Raw genomic sequence first — 19007 nt, 5'->3', positions numbered from 1 at the left:
GGATCGGCGTTTCTCTACAGGCGCGGCCGGATCGGATCGCCGGGGTGGGCGCCGGGGAGACCCATGCGCATGCGGCAGCGCGGTGGAGGATTGGTCACGAAGTACTCCGGCCCGGCCAGATCACCCATGCAGCCGATGCGATCGGGCTGGAAGGCGCGCCGCGCCAGCGCGTGCAGGGCGTCGTCCAGCGGCCCTTCCTCGCGCACCCGTTCGCTGCTGATCGGCTGCCATTCACCGTTTTCGCGTTCGGCGATGGCGAAGCCGAAGGGGAAGTAGCCGGGGCCGCCCAGGCGGATGTCGGTGGCGACCAGGCGCGGCGGACGGTCCTCGTCGTACTGCGCGTGAAAGCGCAGGAACGGGCCGCTGAATTCGCGCAGGCGCCGGCCGTCTTCCAGGTCCATCGCGGTTTCCTCGAGTCCGTGCGGATCGCGCCGGAAGGTCTCGAAATCGGGCCGGATCGGCTGGTCGAAGATCCCGACCCAGGCCTCGTGGAAGTGGTCGCCGTTGATGACGGTGACCCGCCAGACCAGCATGTTGAACGGGGTGGGCTGGATCAGCCGGGGCTGTTCCTCCAGTCCGGCCTGGGCCAGCGCGGGCTGGATGTGACGGTCCAGCCACGCCTGCAGGGCCAGGCCGCTGCCGGCGTAGGCGGTGGAAAGCACCAGCCCGGCCACCAGCGCCCGGGGCGCGAAGCGCCAGAAGGCCGCGACGATCACCCCGATCAGCAGCGGCAGGGTGTACAGCGGGTCGATGACGAAGATCGAGGCGGTCCCCACCGGGCCCACCGGCAGCGGCCACAGGATCTGCGTGCCGTAGGTGGTCAGGGCATCGAGCAGGACATGCGTGATCAGCACCAGGGCGAAGAACCACCACCAGCGGGCAAAGCCGATGTCGCGCGTTGCCGGGGTCCGCGACAGCACCCCGGCGGCCGCCGCCGAGAATAACAGCAGCACCGGGATGGAGTGGCTGAAGCCCCGGTGCAGGGTGAAATCGGAGACCGCATCACCGTAAGCTATGAGGATGTCGAGATCCGGAATCAGGGCGACCAGCGCGCCGAGTACCAGGGCCTTGCGGCCCAGCCGTGAACCGAGGACGAGGCCGCCGATGGCGGCACCGAGACTGGCGTGGGTGACGGGATCCATGGGGGTCTGCGTTTCCCTGCGATGCGTGGGCGGGTTCGGGGCGCAATGATGGCGGGCGGCGACGCTCACGCACAAGCCCGCGGCCGGCACGCGGATACGCGGGCCTGGGATTTCTGGATCGACCGCGGTGGCACCTTCACCGACATCGTGGCGCGCGATCCGGACGGGCGGCTGCATTCGCACAAGCTGCTGTCGGAGCACCCCGAGGCCTACGCCGACGCGGCGGTGCAGGGCATTCGCGATCTCCTCGGGCTCAGGCCGGGCAAGCCGGTCCCGCAGTCGCGCATTCATGAGGTGCGCATGGGCACCACGGTGGCCACCAACGCCCTGCTGGAAGGCAAGGGCGAGCCGGTGGTGCTGGTGATTACCGCGGGTCTGGAGGATGCGCTGCGCATCGGGCATCAGGCACGACCGGAGCTGTTTGCGCGCGACATCCGCCTGCCGGCCCCGGTGTACGACCGGGTGGAACCGGTGGACGAGCGCGTGGATGCCGCCGGACGGGTGCTGCGCTCGCCCGATCTGGAGGACCTGCGCCCGCGCCTGCAGACGGCGCGGGCGGAGGGGTATCGCGCGCTGGCGGTGGCCTGCGTGCACGGCTATCGCTTCCCGGCGCACGAGCAGGCGGTGGCCGCGCTGGCGCGCGAGCTGGGTTTCCAGGAGGTGGTCGCCAGCCACGAGGTCAGCGGCCTGATCAAGCTGGTGCCGCGCGGCGAGACGGCGGTGGTGGACGCCTTCCTGTCGCCGGTGCTGCGACGCTACGTGCGTCAGGTGACCGCCGAGCTGGGGACGGTACCGCTGCGCTTCATGCAGTCCTCCGGCGGACTGGTGGATGGCGAACACTTCCGCGGGCGCGATGCGGTGCTGTCCGGCCCGGCCGGGGGCATCGTCGGTGCGCTGCGCACCGCGGGCCCGCTGGGCTTCGAGCGCCTGATCACCTTCGACATGGGCGGGACCTCCACCGACGTGGCGCATCTGGCGGGCGAGCTGGAGCGGCGTCAGGAGAGCGAGGTGGCCGGGGTCCGCCTGCGCGTGCCGATGCTGGACATTCACACCGTGGCGGCCGGCGGCGGGTCGATCTGCCGGTTCGACGGCATGCGCCTGCGCGTGGGGCCGGAGTCGGCCGGGGCGCAGCCGGGTCCGGCGGCGTACGGTCAGGGCGGCCCGCTGACGGTCACCGACTGCAACCTGCAGCTGGGGCGGTTGCGGCCCGAGTATTTCCCGGCGGTGTTCGGGCCGGATCGCGACCGGCCGCTGGATGCCGGGGCGGTGGCGGAGGGCTTTGCCGCGCTGGCGGCCGAGGTGGGGGCGACCCAGGACGAGACGCCGTCGCCCGAGGCGCTGGCCGAAGGCCTGCTGGAGATCGCGGTGGAACACATGGCGCGCGCGATCAAGACGATTTCGGTGCAGCGCGGGCACGATGTCGGTGGTTATGCGCTGGTCTGCTTCGGCGGGGCCGGCGGGCAGCATGCCTGCCGGGTGGCCGAACGCCTGGGCATGCGGCACGTGCTGCTGCATCCCCTGGGCGGGGTGCTGTCGGCCTTCGGCATGGGGCTGGCGGAACTGCGCGCGCTGCACGAGGCGAGCCTGGAACTGCCGCTGGAAGGCGACGGCGTGGCCGGCCTGGAGGTCGCGCTGGGCGAGCTGGAGGCCGCGGCCCGCGACGAACTCACCGCGCAGGGGGTGGATCCTGCGCAGTTGCAGCTGCGCCGGCGCGTGCACCTGCGGGTGGAGGGATCGGACTCCACGCTGGAGGTGGATGCCGGGTCGGCCGAGGCCATGCTGCACGCGTTTGCGCAGGCCTGGCGCCAGCGCTACGGCTTTGCGCCGCCGGATCGTCGCCTGGTGGTGGCGGTGGCCACGGTGGAGGCGATCGGCCCGGGGGCGGAGAATCCCGCGGACGGTGGCGGCGCGGAAACCGGGGCTGACCCGGCCGGGACTCCGGCGGATGCCGGCGAGCGGGTGGCGATGTTCACCGCCGGGCAGTGGCGCGAGGTGCCGCTGTACCGCCGCGAGGCCCTGAGCCCCGGCATGTGTCTGGACGGGCCGGCGATCGTGATCGAGGCCACTGGCACGGTGATCCTGGAGCCGGACTGGCGGGGCCACATGGCCGCGGACGGCACGCTGGTGCTGGAGCACCACCCTGCCGCGGCGGCGCATGATCGCAAGCGGCGCGATGACCCGCAGCGCCGCGACCCGGTGCGGCTGGAGGTCTTCAACAACCGCTTCATGGCGATTGCCGACCAGATGGGCTTCACCCTGCAGAACACCGCCCATTCGGTGAACATCAAGGAGCGCCTGGATTTTTCCTGTGCCCTGTTTGACGGGGCCGGCCGGCTGGTGGCGAACGCGCCGCACATGCCGGTGCATCTGGGCTCCATGGGCGCCAGCGTGCGCGCGATCGTGGCGGCCTTCGGCGACGACCTGCGTCCGGGTGACGCGTACATGCTCAACGATCCGTTCAACGGCGGGACCCACCTGCCGGACATCACGGTGGTGACGCCGGTCTTCCTGGACGCCGCGGGCGGTGTCACGAGTGACCCGGCGACCCCGGCGGTACTGCGCTACTTCGTGGCCTCGCGCGGGCATCACGCCGATGTGGGCGGGATCACGCCGGGGTCGATGCCGGCGTTCTCTTCAGCTCCGGAGGAGGAAGGCGTGCGCATCCCGCCGGTGCGGCTGGTGCGCGATGGCCAGTTCGATGGCGAGATCCTCCAGACGCTGCTGACGTCCGGTCCGTGGCCGGCGCGCAATCCGGCGCAGAACCGCGCCGACCTGGAGGCACAGGTGGCGGCCAATCGGCGCGGCCTCGAAGAACTGGACCGCCTGCTGGCCGAAAGCGGCCCTGCGCTGGTGACCGCCAGCATGCAGCATGTGCAGGGGAATGCGGCCGAGGCAGTGCGGCGCCTGATCCCCGACCTGCAATCCGGCAGCTATCGCTGTGCGCTGGACAACGGGGCGGAGATCGTGGTGTCGGTGACCCCGGATCTGCCCGGGGCGGCGGAAGATGCGCGGCTGGTGATCGATTTCGACGGGACTTCGGCCCAGCGCGCGGACAACTTCAATGCGCCGGTATCCATCGTGCGCGCCACGGTGCTGTACGTGCTGCGCTGTCTGCTGGACGACCCGGTACCGCTGAATGACGGCTGCCTCGATCCGGTGGATCTGCGGGTGCCGGAAGGCTGCATGCTCAACCCGGTGCCGCCGGCCGCCGTGGTGGCGGGCAACGTGGAGACCTCGCAGGCGGTGACCGATGCCCTGTTCGCCGCCCTGGGCGTGCAGGCGGCCGCGCAGGGCACGATGAACAATCTGACCTTCGGCAACGACCGTCACCAGTATTACGAGACCATCGCCGGGGGTGCCGGCGCGGGCCCCGGGCACCACGGCGCCAGTGCGGTGCAGACCCACATGACCAACTCGCGCCTGACCGACCCGGAGGTCCTGGAGAGCCGCTTCCCTGTGAGGGTGGAGCGCTTTGCGCTGCGCGCGGGTTCAGGGGGTGCGGGCTGGTGGCGCGGCGGCGACGGGGTCATTCGCCGTCTGGGTTTCGATGAACCGATGGAACTGACCCTGCTGGCCAACCGCCGGCGCGTGGCACCGTTCGGGCTGTGTGGTGGTGGCGATGCGGCCGCGGGCGAGGACTGGCTGATCCGCGCAGACGGGCGCCGCGAGCGCCTGCAGGGCCGCGACCGGCGTTCGCTGGAAGCGGGCGATGCGGTGGAGATCCATACCCCGGGCGGCGGGGGTTACGGGCCGTAGGAGCGGCCCTGGCCGCGAAGAGTTCGCTGGCGGAGGGGGCAAGCCGGCAGATGTCAGCCGGTGGCGTCGGCCGACCCCTCCGTGCCCAGCTTCTGCTCCATCAGGTGATCGAACAGGGATTCCTCGGGGATGATCTGCGCGCGCCCGGTGCGGAACTCCTGGGCCAGTCCCTGGAGGCTGTGCTGGCGCTTGCTGCGGCCGGCGGCATCGGTGAACAGGAAGCGCCCGGAGTGGGTGCCGCGCCAGACGAGCTTCATGCGCGTGACCCGGGTGCCGGCGGGCGAGGTGAACTGGATCCAGGTGCCCGATTCCAGGCTGTCGGCGGTGTCCACGTGCTCGTCGTCGTGGTCGCGCATCAGCGACGGGTCGTCATCCGGCAGACGCGCCGCGGTCGCGAACGGGCTGGCCGCCGAGCGGCCCTCGCTGCGGCGGCCGTGTTCGCGAGTGCGCTGTTCGCTGCCTTTGTCGGAGGCCTGATCGCTGCGGCTCGCGGTGTCCGTGGAGTCGGTACTGTCTGCTGCGGGGGCTTCGCCAGTGGCGGCTTCCTCTTCCGCGGCCGGTTTTGCCTCTTCGGTGTGGGTCGGCTTGCGCCCGGCGGCCATCAGATGCGCGCTGACCAGGTCGGACTTGATGCGGGCGCGCTCCTCTGCCGACAGCGGGGCCTTGTCCAGATACCCGCGGATCCGGGCCAGCAGCGGTGCCGAGGACTTGAAGTCCGGGGCTTCGCGCATCAGCTGCAGCAGTTCTTCCAGCAGGGCCAGGCCGGCGGGGGACTCCCGGCCGTCGTCAGCTTCTGGCGCGTCATCGGCGGTGGATGTGCCAGTGTCCGCGGTCGGGGCCTCGTCGGCAGTCCCGCCCGCATTGGCCGCCTCCGTGGAGCGGGCGGAGTCGCCGGACTCCCGAGGCGACCCCGGTTCGCTGTCCTCCATCGGGGCCGCCGTGGCGGCGTCCGCCCGGCCCCGGGGTTCGGAGGTCGTTTCCAGGCGGGCGGTTTCCTCGGCGGTCAGCAGCGGGACCCAGGCGTCCATCAGCTGCTGGCGGGCCTGGTCGGGCAGGCCCCGGCCGGCGGTCTCCACCGTCTGGTGCACGGTGGTCTCCATCTGCCAGGAGACCTCGATGCGCGTCTCTTCGTGTTCCGCCGCGCGGCGTTCTTCGGCCGCTTCGGTCTCGATCTCGGATTCGACCTGCTCGAGATCTTCGCGCAGGGCCTGCAGCGCGCTGTGGTAGGCGTCGGCACTGTCGAGACCGGCACCCCGAAGACGCTCGACGTGTTCCGCGACCAGCCGTGCCAGTGGCAGTTCGCGGGCATCTTTCAGGTCCAGGTCGGGGTCCACGCGCAGGGCGATATTGAGCAGCTGCCCCGTCATCTGGCGTGCCGGGTGCTGCTTGTCGCGGAAGAAGCTGCTGTCGCGCAGGGAGATGCGCACCAGCGGCAGCTGCAGATCGGCCAGGGGTTCGCGCAGCGCCGGGTTGAGATCGTCGCGCTTGAGGATCAGGTCGAACAGGCCTTGCAGCAGGTCCATGATGAACGGTTCCAGCGACTCGCGGCTGGGGGCGTTCTGGACCATGGTGGCCACGGCCAGCGTGCCGGGCATGCCCTGCGGCATGGCTCCGCCCTCGGCGGGGACCATGCCGCGTTCTCCGGCCGGCACGACGTAGCCGAACTGGCCCCAGTGGCTCTCCGGTGCCGCCGTGCCCGGGTCGGACGTCGCGGCAGCCTGGGCGGTGCCCGCGACCGGCCCCGAGGCGGTTGCCGGTCCACCGGCGTCGGTGTTGCGCGAGCGGGTTACCGGTTCGAGTTCGGGGACGGCCAGTCCAGCCTCGCCGAAGCCGTGGATCAGGTCCTGCATCTCCGGCTGCAGGTCGCGGACCACGTCGCGGTCGAACCAGTGCAGCATCATCAGGGATTCCTCGCCCGACAGGGGTATGGCTTCGACCGCTTCGAGGAACGCTTCGCCCAGGGCGTGTGGGTGCCAGGGGGCGGACTCCGGCGCGGGTGCCAGCGAGTAGTCGCGGGTGAGCTGTTCCAGGGCCTCGATTTCCCGGGGCATGGCCGCGCGGGCACCTGCCACGACCTTGCGCAGGGCGACTTCGCGTTCGGTGTCCTCGTTGTCCATCAGGGTGAGCTCGAGTTCGCCGGCAACGTCACCGGGCGCATCCGGCGTCAGTCGTTCTCCGAGGCCCGTGCGCAAGTGCTGCAGAACCTGCTGGCTGGCCATGCGGATGCGTCGCGAGAGCATCAGGCTATGCTGCGCGCGATGGCTGTCGATCGCCTTCTCGGATGCCTCCATCAGACGGTCGTCGAGCTCGTTCATGAAGGCCCGGTTCTTTTCCTCGAGCGCATCCATGAACGGGGTCCAGACGCGCTGCAGCAGCCGGGGCGGGATTCGGTAGGTCTGGGCCATGATCACGTGGAAATTGAGCGTTGGGTCTCACTCTATCACCGCTGTCGGGGGGCGAGAGGTGACCGGGGTCACGTCAAACCCAATTTTGGGCGGGGTTATGATCGGCGGGTCGCGCGGAACCGGGTTGGGCTGCAGTCGGTCCATGGTGTTGCGGACCGGGGCCTTCGGCCCGGGCACCGGCAGATGGAGGGGACGATGGAGCGACTGATTGACTGGGCCGAGCGCGGCTGGTTGCCGGATGCGGCCATCCGTGCCGGGATCCGGCATCTGCTGCGGCGGCGGTTGCGCGAGAGTGGCGGGTCGCCGGAGACCCTCCGTGCACGGCGCGAGGCGCTGGTGCGGGCGATGCGGGAGGCGCCCGTCGCGCTGTCCACCGATACCGCCAACGAACAGCATTACGAGCTGCCGACCGAGTATTTCGAGGCGTGCCTGGGGCCGTGGATGAAGTATTCCTCCGGCTGGTGGCCGGAAGGCGTGGACGATCTGGCCGGGGCCGAGGCCGCGATGCTGAAGCTGACCATGGAGCGCGCCGGGCTGGCGGATGGCCAGCGGATCCTGGAACTGGGCTGCGGCTGGGGGTCGCTGTCGCTCTGGATGGCGGAACAGTTTCCGCAGTCCACGGTCCTCGCGGTATCCAACTCGACGACTCAACGGGAGGCGATCGAGCGTCGGCGGGACGCCGTGGGTCTGACCAACCTGGAGGTGGTCACCGCCGACATGAACGATTTCAGTCCTCCGTACGGCGACTTCGACCGGGTGGTTTCCGTCGAGATGTTCGAACACATGCGCAACTGGCCCGAGCTGTTCCGTCGCATCCATGACTGGTTGCGCCCGGGCGGATGGTTCTTCCTGCATGTGTTCGCCCATCGCGACCGTGCCTATTTCTTCGAGACCGACGGTGACGCGGACTGGATGGCCCGGCACTTCTTTCGCGACGGGCTGATGCCGTCCGAGGATCTGGTGCACCACTTCCAGGAGCATCTGCGGGTACGTGACCAGTGGCGGGTGGGCGGCGAACATTACGCGCGCAGCCTGAACGCCTGGCTGGAACGCCAGGATGCCGCTCGCCAGCGGCTGTTGCCGCTGTTCTCCCGGACGCTGGACGCGGCGGAGGCGGCGCGGGTCTTCCAGCGCTGGCGGATGTTCTACATGGCCTGCGCCGAGCTGTTCGCCCGGGACGGCGGGGGTGAGTGGTTCGTCTCGCATACCCTGCTGGAACGCCCGCTGCGGGAGGCCGTGCAATGAGCCTTTCGGTCGCTTTTCTTTGGGGGCTGCTGGCTGCGCTGGGTCTGATGACCCTGGTCTGGGGCGCGGCGATGCGTCGCCGCGACGCCAGCCTGGTGGATCGTTTCTGGGGTATCGGCTTCATCGTCGTCGGCGTCCTGTGGTGGGGGATGGCCGGGTTCCCGGCAGCGGGACTGTGGACGCTGGTGCCGGTGGTCCTGTGGGGTCTGCGCCTGTCGGCCTACATCACCTGGCGCAACTGGGGCCATGGCGAGGACGCGCGGTACACCGCGATGCGCGGAGAGCTGAGCGATGCGGCCTTCGCGCGCCGCAGCCTGGTTACGATCTTCGGTCTGCAGGGTGCGCTGGTGGCGGTGATCGGCCTCCCGGTCCTGGCGGGGGTCAGTGCGCAGTCGATGCAGCCGCTGCTGCTGGCGGCGGGTCTCGCGGTGTGGGCCTTCGGTTTCGTCTTCGAGACCGCGGCCGATCTGCAGATGGCCCGCTTCCGCGCCGATCCGCAGCGGCGCGGCGAGGTCATGGACCGGGGGCTGTGGCGCTACAGCCGGCATCCCAACTACTTCGGCGAAATCGTGGTGTGGGTGGGCTATGGCCTGCTGGCGCTGGCGGCCGGCGGCTGGTGGGGTATCCCGTCGGCGGTTCTGATGATCGTTCTGATCCTGCGGGTATCCGGAGTAACGCTCCTCGAATCGCACCTGCACGAGACCCGCCCGGGTTATGCCGACTACGTTGCACGGACCCCGGCGCTGATCCCGGGGCGCCCGCGCCGGCGGTGAACGGCGCACCGGCTTGCCGGACCCGGGGCCGGCACGCTATAAATGCGCGATTCCGCCCCGTCCGGGGCGACGCCGACCCGACCATCCTCCGAACGTGGAACCGAGCATGAGCGCTTCCCCCAGCTCCGTCCAGGCCATGGAACTCAAGGGCCGCATGCTGCTGGTCTCGGTGCTGCGGGTGCACGACGCCGAGCCGCACAACCTGGGCAACATGCTCGCCGCGCGACGCGACGAGGCGCCCGATCTGATGCGCGACATGCCCATTGTGCTGGATCTGCAGCCGGTGGCGGATGCCGGGGATGCCGCACTGCGCGCGGTTGTGCAGCAGGTGCGGGCCGCGGGCTTTCGCCTGATCGGGCTGCAGGACGGCGAGGCGGCGCAGGCGCTTGAAGCGGCGGATGCCGCCGGACTGCCGCCGCGTCTGGCCATGGGTGGCCGCGGCGGTTCCGGCGAGGTGGCCCTGAGCGAGGGCCGTGCGCGGCGGGAGGATCCATCCGCGGCGGCCCCGGAGGAACGCGATTCCGCGGCGTCGGGGGCGCCGGTGGCGGTGCACAGCGCGACACGCGTGGTGGATCAGCCGGTGCGCTCGGGGCAGCAGGTCTACGCACGCGGCGGGGATCTGCTGGTGACGGCTCCGGTCTCCGCCGGTGCGGAGCTGCTGGCGGACGGCCACATCACCGTACTGGGGCCATTGCGAGGCCGCGCACTGGCTGGCGTGCGGGGGCTGGTCACCGCGCGCATCTTTTGTCGCCGCCTGGAGGCCGAGCTGCTGTCCATCGGTGGACACTACCGGATTGCCGAAGACATCACGGAAGCCGAGCGCGGCGACAACCGGCTGGTGACACTGGCGGGCGAAAGCCTCAACATCACGGAGTCCTGAGCGGATTCCGCTTCCCTCGATTCTCAAGGAGACGCAGCCATCATGGCACGTATCGTAGTGGTGACTTCCGGCAAGGGGGGCGTGGGCAAGACCACGACCTCGGCCGCGATCGCGACCGGCCTGGCCCAGCGGGGCCACCGGACCGCAGTGATCGATTTCGATGTCGGTCTGCGCAACCTCGACCTGATCATGGGTTGCGAGCGGCGCGTGGTCTACGATTTCGTTAACGTGATCAACGGGGACGCGAACCTCAAGCAGGCGCTGATTCGTGACAAGCGGGTGGAGAACCTGTACATCCTCCCGGCGTCGCAGACCCGCGACAAGGAGGCATTGACCGAGGACGGCGTGGAACGGGTGCTCGGCGAGATGGCCGAGGAATTCGACTACATCATCTGTGACAGCCCGGCCGGGATCGAACGCGGCGCGCTGATGGCCGCTTACCACGCCGACGAGGCCGTGGTGGTCACCAATCCCGAGGTGTCCAGCGTGCGTGACTCGGACCGTATCCTGGGTATCCTCGCCTCCAAGACCCGCAAGGTGGAGCAGGGCGGCGATCCCATGCCCGGGCGCCTGCTGCTGACGCGTTATTCACCCGAACGGGTCGAACGCGGGGAGATGCTGAGCATTGAAGATGTGGGCGACATCCTGGCCATCGATCTGCTGGGCGTGATCCCGGAATCCCAGGCGGTTCTGAACGCCTCCAATGCGGGGCAGCCGGTTATCCTGGACGCGGAATCGGATGCCGGACAGGCGTATGACGACGCCGTGGGCCGTTTCCTTGGCGAGGACCGTCCGCTGCGTTTCGTGGACGTGCCGAAGCGGGGCTTCTTCGGCCGCTTGTTCGGAGGCTGAGTCCATGGGCATCTTCGACTATTTTCGGCAGCCACGGCAGAAAAGTGCGAACGTCGCGAAGGAGCGGTTGCAGATCATCGTAGCGCGCGAGCGCGCCGCACGCTCCGGGCCGGATTATCTCCCCGCAATGCAGCAGGAGCTGCTGCAGGTGATCCGCAAGTACGTCGAGGTGGACGACGACGCGGTGCAGATGAACGTTGATCGCGAGGGGGACTGCGAGGTCCTGGAGCTCAACATCACCCTGCCGGACCATGAGGACGGAACCGGCTGAGCCTTCCGCGGGAACGTGGTCGCCCCGCCGGCTGTCCACCGGCAACAAGCACGGAAAGGAGGCGGCATCATGATGCAGACCATTCTCATCGTGACCACCAGCCACGACGAGCTCGCCCCGGGGCAAGCGACCGGACTGTGGTTTGACGAATTCGCGGTTCCCTATCAGCGGTTCCGCGAGGCCGGGTACGAAATCAAGGTGGTCAGTCCCCGCGGCGGCCCGGTTCCGCTGGACCCGCGGAGCCTGGACGCCGCCCATCCGGATCCCGCATCCGCCTCGGCCCAGCAGGCCCTGGACGACACCATCCCCCTGAGCGAGTCGGTCCGGCACGACCAGTATGCGGCTGTCTTCTTCCCGGGCGGTCACGGCACGATGTTCGACCTGCCGGACAATCCGCATGTCCAGCGACTGGTGGGTGAATTCCTGGCGAATGACAAGGTGCTGGGTGCGGTCTGCCATGGCCCTGCATGCCTGGTCGGCGCGATGCTGCAGGACGGGACCCCGGCGGTTTCCGGCCGTCGGGTCGCCGCGTTCACCAACAGCGAAGAAAAGGGCGTGGGGCTGGAGGCGACGGTGCCGTTCATGCTGCAGGACCGGTTGCAGGCTCAGGGAGGCGAGGTCGACACGGCCGACGACTGGGCGGAACACGTGGTGGTCGATGGCCGCCTGGTGACCGGACAGAACCCACAGTCGGCGCGTGCGGTCGCTGACGCCATGGTGCGGCAGCTGCGCGGCACCTGATCCTCCTCTGCCCTTCCCCGGAGTCGCCCGGCGTCCCGGGCGGCTCCGCTTCGTGTTACCCCGTTTCTTTTCCTCGCCACCCCTCGCCGCCGCCGAGGCCGGCGTCCTGCGTGTGCCTGCCTGCCTGCCGGCCGGCCGGGTTCAGGGAAACCGGGTCGTCATTGGCATGCACCGTCCGGGGTTTTCGGCTAGAATCGCGGGCGGCTCATCAGCGGGAGCGTGCGGGAAAGGTCGCGTGCCCCCCATCTCCGGGAACCTGTAAACGACGGCTCCCGGGAAACCATAGATGAACGTCAATCGGTCGTATCTAGATTATTTATTTGTTATTAGTGGTTAACCTTCCTAACCTAGGCGACCGTCACGATTAACCAACGCGTAGGAGAAAGCCACATGGCCGCCAAGAAGTACTCCGCGGGTGTCAAGGATTACCGCGAAACCTACTGGATGCCGGAATACATGCCGCTGGATACCGACCTCCTGGCATGTTTCAAGATCACCCCGCAGCCGGGCATCGACCGCGAAGAAGCCGCAGCCGCCGTGGCCGCCGAGTCCTCCACCGGGACCTGGACCACGGTGTGGACCGACCTCCTCACCGACATGGACTACTACAAGGGCCGCGCCTACTCCATCGAGGACGTGCCGGGTGACGACGAGTCCTTCTACGCGTTCATCGCCTATCCGATCGACCTGTTCGAAGAAGGTTCGATGGTCAACGTGTTCACCTCCCTGGTGGGCAACGTGTTCGGTTTCAAGGCCATCCGTGCCCTGCGTCTGGAAGACGTGCGCTTCCCGATCGCCTACGTGAAGACCTGCGGTGGCCCGCCCGCCGGCATCCAGGTCGAGCGTGACAAGCTGAACAAGTACGGCCGGCCGCTGCTGGGTTGCACCATCAAGCCCAAGCTGGGTCTGTCGGCCAAGAACTACGGCCGTGCCGTGTACGAGTGCCTGCGTGGCGGCCTCGACTTCACCAAGGACGACGAAAACATCAACTCGCAGCCGTTCATGCGCTGGCGCGAGCGTTTCGAGTTCGTCCAGGAAGCGACCGAGAAGGCCGAAGCCGAAACCGGCGAGCGCAAGGGTCACTACCTGAACGTGACCGCGCCGACCCCGGAAGAGATGTACAAGCGTGCCGAGTTCGCCAAGGAGATCGGCGCGCCGATCATCATGCACGACTACATCACCGGCGGTTTCTGCGCCAACACCGGTCTGGCCAACTGGTGCCGCGACAACGGCATGCTGCTGCACATCCACCGTGCGATGCACGCCGTGCTCGACCGTCATCCGAAGCACGGTATCCACTTCCGCGTGCTGGCGAAGATCCTGCGCCTGTCCGGCGGTGATCACCTGCACACCGGTACCGTGGTCGGGAAGCTGGAAGGCGACCGTGCCGCGACCCTCGGCTGGATCGACATGCTGCGCGAATCCTTCGTCCCGGAAGATCGCTCCCGCGGTATCTTCTTTGATCAGGACTGGGGTTCCCTGCCGGGCGTGTTCGCCGTGGCCTCCGGTGGTATCCACGTCTGGCACATGCCGTCGCTGGTCACCATCTTCGGCGACGACTCCGTGCTGCAGTTCGGCGGCGGTACGCTGGGCCATCCGTGGGGCAACGCCCCGGGTGCGACGGCCAACCGCGTGGCGCTGGAAGCCTGCGTCCAGGCGCGTAACGAAGGCCGCGACGTCGAGCGCGAAGGCAAGGAGATCCTCACCCAGGCCGCGCAGCACAGCCCCGAGCTGAAGATTGCGATGGAAACCTGGAAGGAGATCAAGTTCGAGTTCGACACCGTCGACAAGCTCGATTCCCAGCACAAGTGATCGCCCGAGTGCGGACGGCCGCTGGCGGCGCCGTCCGCACCCTGAACGAACCAGACACAGGATGACCGACATGTCCGATATTCAGAACTTCAAGCCGGTGCAGAAGTACGAAACCTTCTCCTACCTGCCGGAGATGAACGCCGACCAGGTGCGCAAGCAGATCGAATACTGCCTCGCGCAGGGCTGGAACCCCTCCGTGGAGTACTCCGAGAAGGAGCACGCCATGTCCCCCTACTGGTACATGTGGAAGCTGCCCTTCTTCGGTGAGCAGTCGGTGGAAGCCGTGCTGCAGGAGATCGAAGAGTGCCGTCGCAGCAACCCCGGCATGATGGTGCGCTTCGTCGCGTACGATAACTACGCCCAGAGCCTGGGCATGGCCTTCGTGGTCGATCGCGGCCGTTGATCCGGCTGCGGCCGGGTCGGCTGTCGCCGGCCCGGCCATTCCATACAGGGTTTTACTGTTGCCGTCGCCAACTGTAAGGAAGTGCCATGAGTAATCCGACATCCGCGTCTGCAGGCCTCTCCGGTCGCGAGCTGGCCCGCGAACGGCGCAAGGCCATGTCCCGCAATGGCAAGGCCGCCGTGAAGGGCTCGAACCAGGGCGTCTCGCGGTCCCAGGTGGTTCGTCAGAACCCCGCGCCCGCGGCGCCTGCGCCCGAGCCGGCTCCCTCGGCTCCGGAATCGGCGCGTGAATCCGACGCGCCCGCGCAGCCCGAGCCCCGGTTCACCGAGCCGCGGGCGGAGCGGCAGACCGATGGGTCCGACGCGCCGCCACCGGGCGCCCACCAGGGTGCCTCCAACGGGCGCCAGGCCGCGCTCGAGCGTCGGCAGAAGATGGCACGTCAGGGCAAAAAGGCCCTGGGGCGGGGCAACACGCGCGGTTCGGGCGGATTTGCCCGGGCCGGCTCCGAACGCTCGCGTCAGCTCGAAGTCCTTGCCCAGAGCCAGGACGTTGACTGCGAGAATATGAGCGGCCGCGAGATCTGCCGCCTGCGCCGTCAGGCGCTGGCGCAGAACGGCAAGAAGGCGATGGCGACCGAACCGCGGCGCGAGGATCGCCTGCGTGGCCGTGAACGCGACCCGGAACCGCCGCGCCCGACGCGTCCGCCGCGGGAGGCCGCGCGGCAGCCGGAATCCCCGGTGGCCGATGAATCCGCCGAACGTGCGGAAGAGGCGCTTGACCAGGGGCTGGACCGCCTGTGCGAGCAGGTGGGGCAGCGTCAGGACGAGAACGATCGCGAGATCAAGCCCATGATCTCCGACGTGCGGGCCATCTGCATGGCGCGTCGGGACGCGATGGCGAGCCAGGGCAAGAAGGCGCTGCGCCGGCGTTATCAGGCCGGTACCAAACGGCCTTCCGATCTGCCGCGCGAGGGCTCGTGGAAGGCGGCCCAGCGCAAGGGCATGACCACCCGGGAGATCGCGCGTCAGCGGCGCCAGGAACTGTGCAGCATTGGCCGCGGTTCGTCCGAGCCGGGCCGGCCCTGCGGCCGTCCGCGGCAGGCCGGGCAGGATGATGCGCCGGCCAAGGTGGAGGAAGGGACCACCCTTTCCGGCGGGCACGTGAGCGGCACCCAGGTCGAGAGCACTTATGCCGTGACCGGTGGCGAAGCCGGCAGCTGCTACGACGTGACCGGGACCGAATACCTGGGCGCGGAACATTTCGATCGCTACTGCGGGACCCTCCCCGAGGCCCATTCGCCCAAGGTCGGCCATTCGCATACGAGCCACGGGCAGGAAGTCAGTGGAACCGAGGTGGGGCGGTCCCGCCACGTCACCGGCGACGAGCGCGGCAGTTGCGAGGCGATCACCGGCACCGAGTATCTCAGTACGGAACAGTACGAGGGCTTCTGCGGCACCCGTCCGGCCCCCGGTACTCTGCGCACCGGCGTGATGCACACCGGTCGCGGCGAGGATGTCTCCGGCACAACGGTCGGTCGCAGTCCGAAGGTAACGGGTGATGAGTCGGGTTCCTGCCGGAGCGTGACCGGAACCGAGTATCTGAATACCCGCGACAGTGAGGTTCCCTGCACGGGAAAGCCTGACGGAGCGCCGGCCCGGGCCGGTGTGATGCACACCCTGCGGGGTCGTGAACTGACCGGCACCGACGTCGGGCGCTCCTCTTCAGTGACGGGTGTTGAACACGGGGACTGCAAGCCCGTGACGGGTACGGAGTACCTGGGCAGCGAGGAGTTTCAGCGTTGCGGGACCCGCGGGGAACCGGCGGCTTCGCGCGTCAGCGAGATGCACTCCGCGCACGGTCGTTCGGTTACGGGGGTGTCGGTGGATCGAAGCCCCCGGGTTACCGGCGATGAGACGGGTTCCTGCGCGTCGCTGACGGGTACGCCGTACTATAACCGGGCGGATTTCGAGGAGCTGTGCGACAAGCCGGCCGCCGGGGGTGTCCACAAGGTAGGCGTGATGCACACCCTGCACGGCGGCGAAGTGTCGGGGACACGGGTGGACTCGTCCAGCCGTATCACCGGTGACGAATACGGGGGCTGCAAGCCCATTACCGGGACGGAATACGTGGGATCCGATCATTACGAAACGCTGTGCGGTGCGACGCCCGAAGCCGGGCCGGAAAAGGTCACGACAAGCCGGACCTGGAATCAGCAGGGGGTGTCGGGACCGGCGATGGGTCCCTCGTCCCGGGTGACCGGCGATGAATACGGCGCCTGCATGCCGATCAGCGGGACGTCCTATGTCAGCCCGGACCAGTACCAGCAGTACTGTTCGCCCGAGGAATCCCGTTCCGCCCAGGTGCGGGTCGCCGAACGGCATTCCACCCCGGGCCACGCGATCTCCGGAAGTCAGCCGGGCCATGACGAGCGGGTCACGGGTACCGAACGAGGCGCTTGCCAGGATATCTCCGGCTCGGCCTATGTCGGTGCGGATGAATTTGCATCGGCCTGCCCGAATGTCGCCGGGGACCTGCATCCTCGCTTGCGTCCGGAGGGATTCGACAGTAATCCGGCCACGGCCATCCAGGCGGCGACGCCCGCCGCGGAAGTGCCGGGGCGTGACTTCAGCGTTCCGTCGCCGGCCCGGGAAGCTCGTGAAAGGCGCGTGACAGGGACTGCTTATGGTTCAAGCGGTTCGATTACCGGTTCGGTGAACAAGGCGATGGGCCTGGTGTCCGGCACCGAGGATTTCCGTTATGGACAGGCGCACGCTCGCGCCGGTGCCCCCATGGCCATGGCACAGGCCAAGGCAGCGAGGTCCGAGATCGAGGCGGCCCAGGCGGCGGTAGAAGAACGCCAGGGTGCCGAACGCGTAACCGTTAACGGTGCCGGGGGTGGCGTGGCGATCACCGGTGATGACTGGCAGCGCGGCGATTCGGTGACCGGCACGGAAGGTTTTTCCACGCGCCGCAATGTCAGCATGCGCGGCAATCCGCGGGGCGAGGGCAGCAGTGCCTGGGGTAACCGCGAGCTGGAGCGCAAGGAAGTACCGCCGAGCCGGATTACGGGCTCATCGGGCAGCACCGATGCGGGGTCGTTGGTGACCCTGTCCGGCGGCGCTCGCGGCTGATCCGGGGAGAACGGACCTCATGGTCGTACGTCGTCGCCGCAAGACGAGTCCGCTGCGCCCGCGGGGGAGCGTGACCGGTCGCCCGGGTGCCTCGGCACCGCGGAGCGACCACACGCCGGCGGTCGGGCCGGATTCGTCGGTGGCCCCGGCACTGGGTGAAGTCGGCCGTTACGCCCCCGTGGATACGGGGGGTGGTGTGCGGCCGGGGCATCCGCTGGCGGACGAGCGGGGCAACGAACGGCTGCATGCCTTCGAACAGGGTTTTCGTGACCGCTTCTCGGAGTTGGTGCCGGTCCTGCGCGAAATCCATTCGCTGCAGCATGAGAAGGGTTTTTCGGAACGGGCACAGTCCCTCGCGGAACGACAACTCGGTATCCGGCTTCCCGAACAGGTGCTTGAGGATGCGTGGATCAACCATCTGGACACCCGGCGTCTGTACCTGGAAGGCAGTTTTCGGCTGTTCGACCGGCTGGTGAACGAATACTGGTCGGGCCGGGATGATCTGGCGGCCGAGGCGGAATCGGCGATCGCGTGGTTCCTCGATTGCGACTTCCACGAAGTGGATATCTCGCCTTGCTCGGACGGACGGTTGCTGGGTCTGCGGCGCTTCATTCTGCGTCTGCCGGATATGGCGGTCCGCGTGAAGAGCTACGCGGGTGCCCTGTTCGATATCGAAGAGGACGTTCGGCACTGGACGAAACGCGAGCTTCTGCGTTTTCGTGAAGGAAGGCCGACGACCGCGGATGTGCCGAGCCGGTACCTGAAGGTGGCGGCGTATCACTACAGCAGTGCGGACCCGAACCATCAGGGCTGTACGGCCCACGCTTCCTGTGAGCGGGAGGCGGCGGATGCGGCCCTGCGCCAGCTCCGGGCGTTCCGGCAGGCGGTGGAGAACACCTATTGTTGCGGTGCTTCGGTCGATACCCTGCTGATCGGGGTGGACACTGACACCGACGCCATCAAGGTCCATGTGCCCGATGGCGAGACGCGCATGAGTCTGTATCGGTTTGTGGACAGTGCCGCGCTGTATCGAGAAACGCAGGGCATGAATGAACAAGATGCCTCCCTGGCGGTGTATCGCGCGATTCAGGACACGGTCCACCAGCAGGGGTGGGGCACCGGAAACGGGGCGCCGCACGAGGGCATGCTGAGGTTTATTTCGCGGCTGCTGATGAACAACCTGTCGCAGCTCGATTACGTGGCGCGGTATCACGGTGGCCATTACGCCGACGTGGGGCATCGCGAACGGATGATCATTGTGGGCCAGGAAGTGGAAGAGATGCAGGTGCGCAACTTCGCATACATCGCCCATCTGGACACCATGGAAGAAGGCGCCGAAAGCATGGACGTCGGCGTGAACAAGGTGTTCCGCAAACTGAACGTGGAACGCGGGCTGCCGGTGCCGGTAGTGGTGCACTTCCGCTACGACCGCAAGGTGCCCGGCTCGCGCGAGCGGGTGGAGGCCCGCTGCCGGCGGGTACGCGACGAGATCATGAAGCGCTACCGCGATTTGTCCGAAAAGGGGCTGATCGGCTGCCACATGGTGATTCGGGACAAGCGCAGTGGTTCGCAACTGGAGCCGCTGGAGGCCTGAGG

The 19007-nt window shown here is 68.4% G+C and carries 13 protein-coding genes; 11 read left to right on the top strand and 2 right to left on the bottom strand.

What is annotated here, in order from left to right:
* Nucleotides 1-14 precede the first annotated feature (14 nt).
* Nucleotides 15-1142: a metal-dependent hydrolase gene (locus B1A74_RS07420; RefSeq protein ID WP_018947700.1), complete on the bottom strand. Its 1128-nt coding sequence runs from the start codon at nucleotides 1140-1142 to the stop codon at nucleotides 15-17.
* A 45-nt stretch (nucleotides 1143-1187) separates the two neighbouring features.
* On the opposite strand from B1A74_RS07420, the gene B1A74_RS07415 reads away from it, so the two are divergent.
* Nucleotides 1188-4898, top strand: a complete 3711-nt coding sequence (locus B1A74_RS07415; RefSeq protein WP_077244230.1) for a hydantoinase B/oxoprolinase family protein — start codon at nucleotides 1188-1190, stop codon at nucleotides 4896-4898.
* A gap of 53 nt (nucleotides 4899-4951) precedes the next feature.
* On the opposite strand, the gene B1A74_RS07410 is transcribed toward B1A74_RS07415, so the two are convergent.
* Nucleotides 4952-7303 (bottom strand): DUF1631 family protein, encoded by a 2352-nt coding sequence (locus B1A74_RS07410; protein ID WP_077244252.1) that lies wholly within the window; start codon nucleotides 7301-7303, stop codon nucleotides 4952-4954.
* Nucleotides 7304-7498: 195 nt separating this feature from the next.
* Here B1A74_RS07410 and B1A74_RS07405 point away from each other — a divergent pair, with 195 nt between their 5' ends.
* The 10 genes from B1A74_RS07405 (at nucleotide 7499) to B1A74_RS07360 (ending at nucleotide 19005) form a co-directional block, all read left to right on the top strand.
* Nucleotides 7499-8548, top strand: a complete 1050-nt coding sequence (locus B1A74_RS07405; protein ID WP_077244229.1) for an SAM-dependent methyltransferase — start codon at nucleotides 7499-7501, stop codon at nucleotides 8546-8548.
* Nucleotides 8545-9321: a DUF1295 domain-containing protein gene (locus tag B1A74_RS07400; RefSeq protein WP_018947704.1), complete on the top strand. Its 777-nt coding sequence runs from the start codon at nucleotides 8545-8547 to the stop codon at nucleotides 9319-9321. The genes B1A74_RS07405 and B1A74_RS07400 overlap by 4 nt, the downstream gene beginning before the upstream one ends.
* Nucleotides 9322-9427: 106 nt before the next feature.
* A complete protein-coding gene (gene minC / locus B1A74_RS07395) occupies nucleotides 9428-10201 on the top strand; it encodes a septum site-determining protein MinC (RefSeq protein ID WP_167769404.1) in 774 nt (257 codons plus the stop codon).
* Between the two features lie 42 nt (nucleotides 10202-10243).
* Nucleotides 10244-11053 (top strand): septum site-determining protein MinD, encoded by an 810-nt coding sequence (gene minD, locus B1A74_RS07390; RefSeq protein ID WP_018947706.1) that lies wholly within the window; start codon nucleotides 10244-10246, stop codon nucleotides 11051-11053.
* Between the two features lie 4 nt (nucleotides 11054-11057).
* Nucleotides 11058-11324, top strand: coding sequence for a cell division topological specificity factor MinE (gene minE / locus B1A74_RS07385; protein ID WP_018947707.1), 267 nt, complete (start codon nucleotides 11058-11060; stop codon nucleotides 11322-11324).
* Between the two features lie 69 nt (nucleotides 11325-11393).
* On the top strand, nucleotides 11394-12065 hold the full coding sequence (locus B1A74_RS07380; RefSeq protein WP_018947708.1) for a type 1 glutamine amidotransferase domain-containing protein: 672 nt from the start codon (nucleotides 11394-11396) through the stop codon (nucleotides 12063-12065).
* 390 nt (nucleotides 12066-12455) lie between these two features.
* Nucleotides 12456-13877 carry a form I ribulose bisphosphate carboxylase large subunit gene (locus B1A74_RS07375; RefSeq protein ID WP_018947709.1) on the top strand — a complete coding sequence of 474 codons (1422 nt, stop codon included), beginning with the start codon at nucleotides 12456-12458 and terminating at the stop codon, nucleotides 13875-13877.
* 70 nt (nucleotides 13878-13947) lie between these two features.
* A complete protein-coding gene (locus B1A74_RS07370; RefSeq protein ID WP_019022376.1) occupies nucleotides 13948-14280 on the top strand; it encodes a ribulose bisphosphate carboxylase small subunit in 333 nt (110 codons plus the stop codon).
* Nucleotides 14281-14366: 86 nt separating this feature from the next.
* Complete coding sequence (locus B1A74_RS07365) at nucleotides 14367-17411, top strand: alpha-carboxysome scaffolding protein CsoS2 (RefSeq protein WP_077244227.1); 3045 nt, start codon at nucleotides 14367-14369, stop codon at nucleotides 17409-17411.
* A gap of 19 nt (nucleotides 17412-17430) precedes the next feature.
* Nucleotides 17431-19005 (top strand): carboxysome shell carbonic anhydrase, encoded by a 1575-nt coding sequence (locus B1A74_RS07360; RefSeq protein ID WP_018947711.1) that lies wholly within the window; start codon nucleotides 17431-17433, stop codon nucleotides 19003-19005.
* Nucleotides 19006-19007 lie beyond the last annotated feature (2 nt).

This window comes from Thioalkalivibrio halophilus, assembly GCF_001995255.1.
GTDB classification, from domain to species: Bacteria; Pseudomonadota; Gammaproteobacteria; order Ectothiorhodospirales; family Ectothiorhodospiraceae; genus Thioalkalivibrio; species Thioalkalivibrio halophilus.
Note: the sequence above shows the minus strand (reverse complement) of the source record. Positions and strands in the feature narration are given on the sequence as shown.

Bases quoted from the DNA above. Each gene is read 5' to 3' on its own strand.
- B1A74_RS07410 (WP_077244252.1), bottom strand. From the start codon at position 7,303: ATGGCCCAGACCTACCGAATCCCGCCCCGGCTGCTGCAGCGCGTCTGG.
- minD (WP_018947706.1), top strand. From the start codon at position 10,244: ATGGCACGTATCGTAGTGGTGACTTCCGGCAAGGGGGGCGTGGGCAAG.
- B1A74_RS07420 (WP_018947700.1), bottom strand. From the start codon at position 1,142: ATGGATCCCGTCACCCACGCCAGTCTCGGTGCCGCCATCGGCGGCCTC.
- B1A74_RS07360 (WP_018947711.1), top strand. From the start codon at position 17,431: ATGGTCGTACGTCGTCGCCGCAAGACGAGTCCGCTGCGCCCGCGGGGG.
- B1A74_RS07375 (WP_018947709.1), top strand. From the start codon at position 12,456: ATGGCCGCCAAGAAGTACTCCGCGGGTGTCAAGGATTACCGCGAAACC.
- minC (WP_167769404.1), top strand. From the start codon at position 9,428: ATGAGCGCTTCCCCCAGCTCCGTCCAGGCCATGGAACTCAAGGGCCGC.
- minE (WP_018947707.1), top strand. From the start codon at position 11,058: ATGGGCATCTTCGACTATTTTCGGCAGCCACGGCAGAAAAGTGCGAAC.
- B1A74_RS07380 (WP_018947708.1), top strand. From the start codon at position 11,394: ATGATGCAGACCATTCTCATCGTGACCACCAGCCACGACGAGCTCGCC.
- B1A74_RS07400 (WP_018947704.1), top strand. From the start codon at position 8,545: ATGAGCCTTTCGGTCGCTTTTCTTTGGGGGCTGCTGGCTGCGCTGGGT.
- B1A74_RS07405 (WP_077244229.1), top strand. From the start codon at position 7,499: ATGGAGCGACTGATTGACTGGGCCGAGCGCGGCTGGTTGCCGGATGCG.
- B1A74_RS07365 (WP_077244227.1), top strand. From the start codon at position 14,367: ATGAGTAATCCGACATCCGCGTCTGCAGGCCTCTCCGGTCGCGAGCTG.
- B1A74_RS07370 (WP_019022376.1), top strand. From the start codon at position 13,948: ATGTCCGATATTCAGAACTTCAAGCCGGTGCAGAAGTACGAAACCTTC.
- B1A74_RS07415 (WP_077244230.1), top strand. From the start codon at position 1,188: ATGATGGCGGGCGGCGACGCTCACGCACAAGCCCGCGGCCGGCACGCG.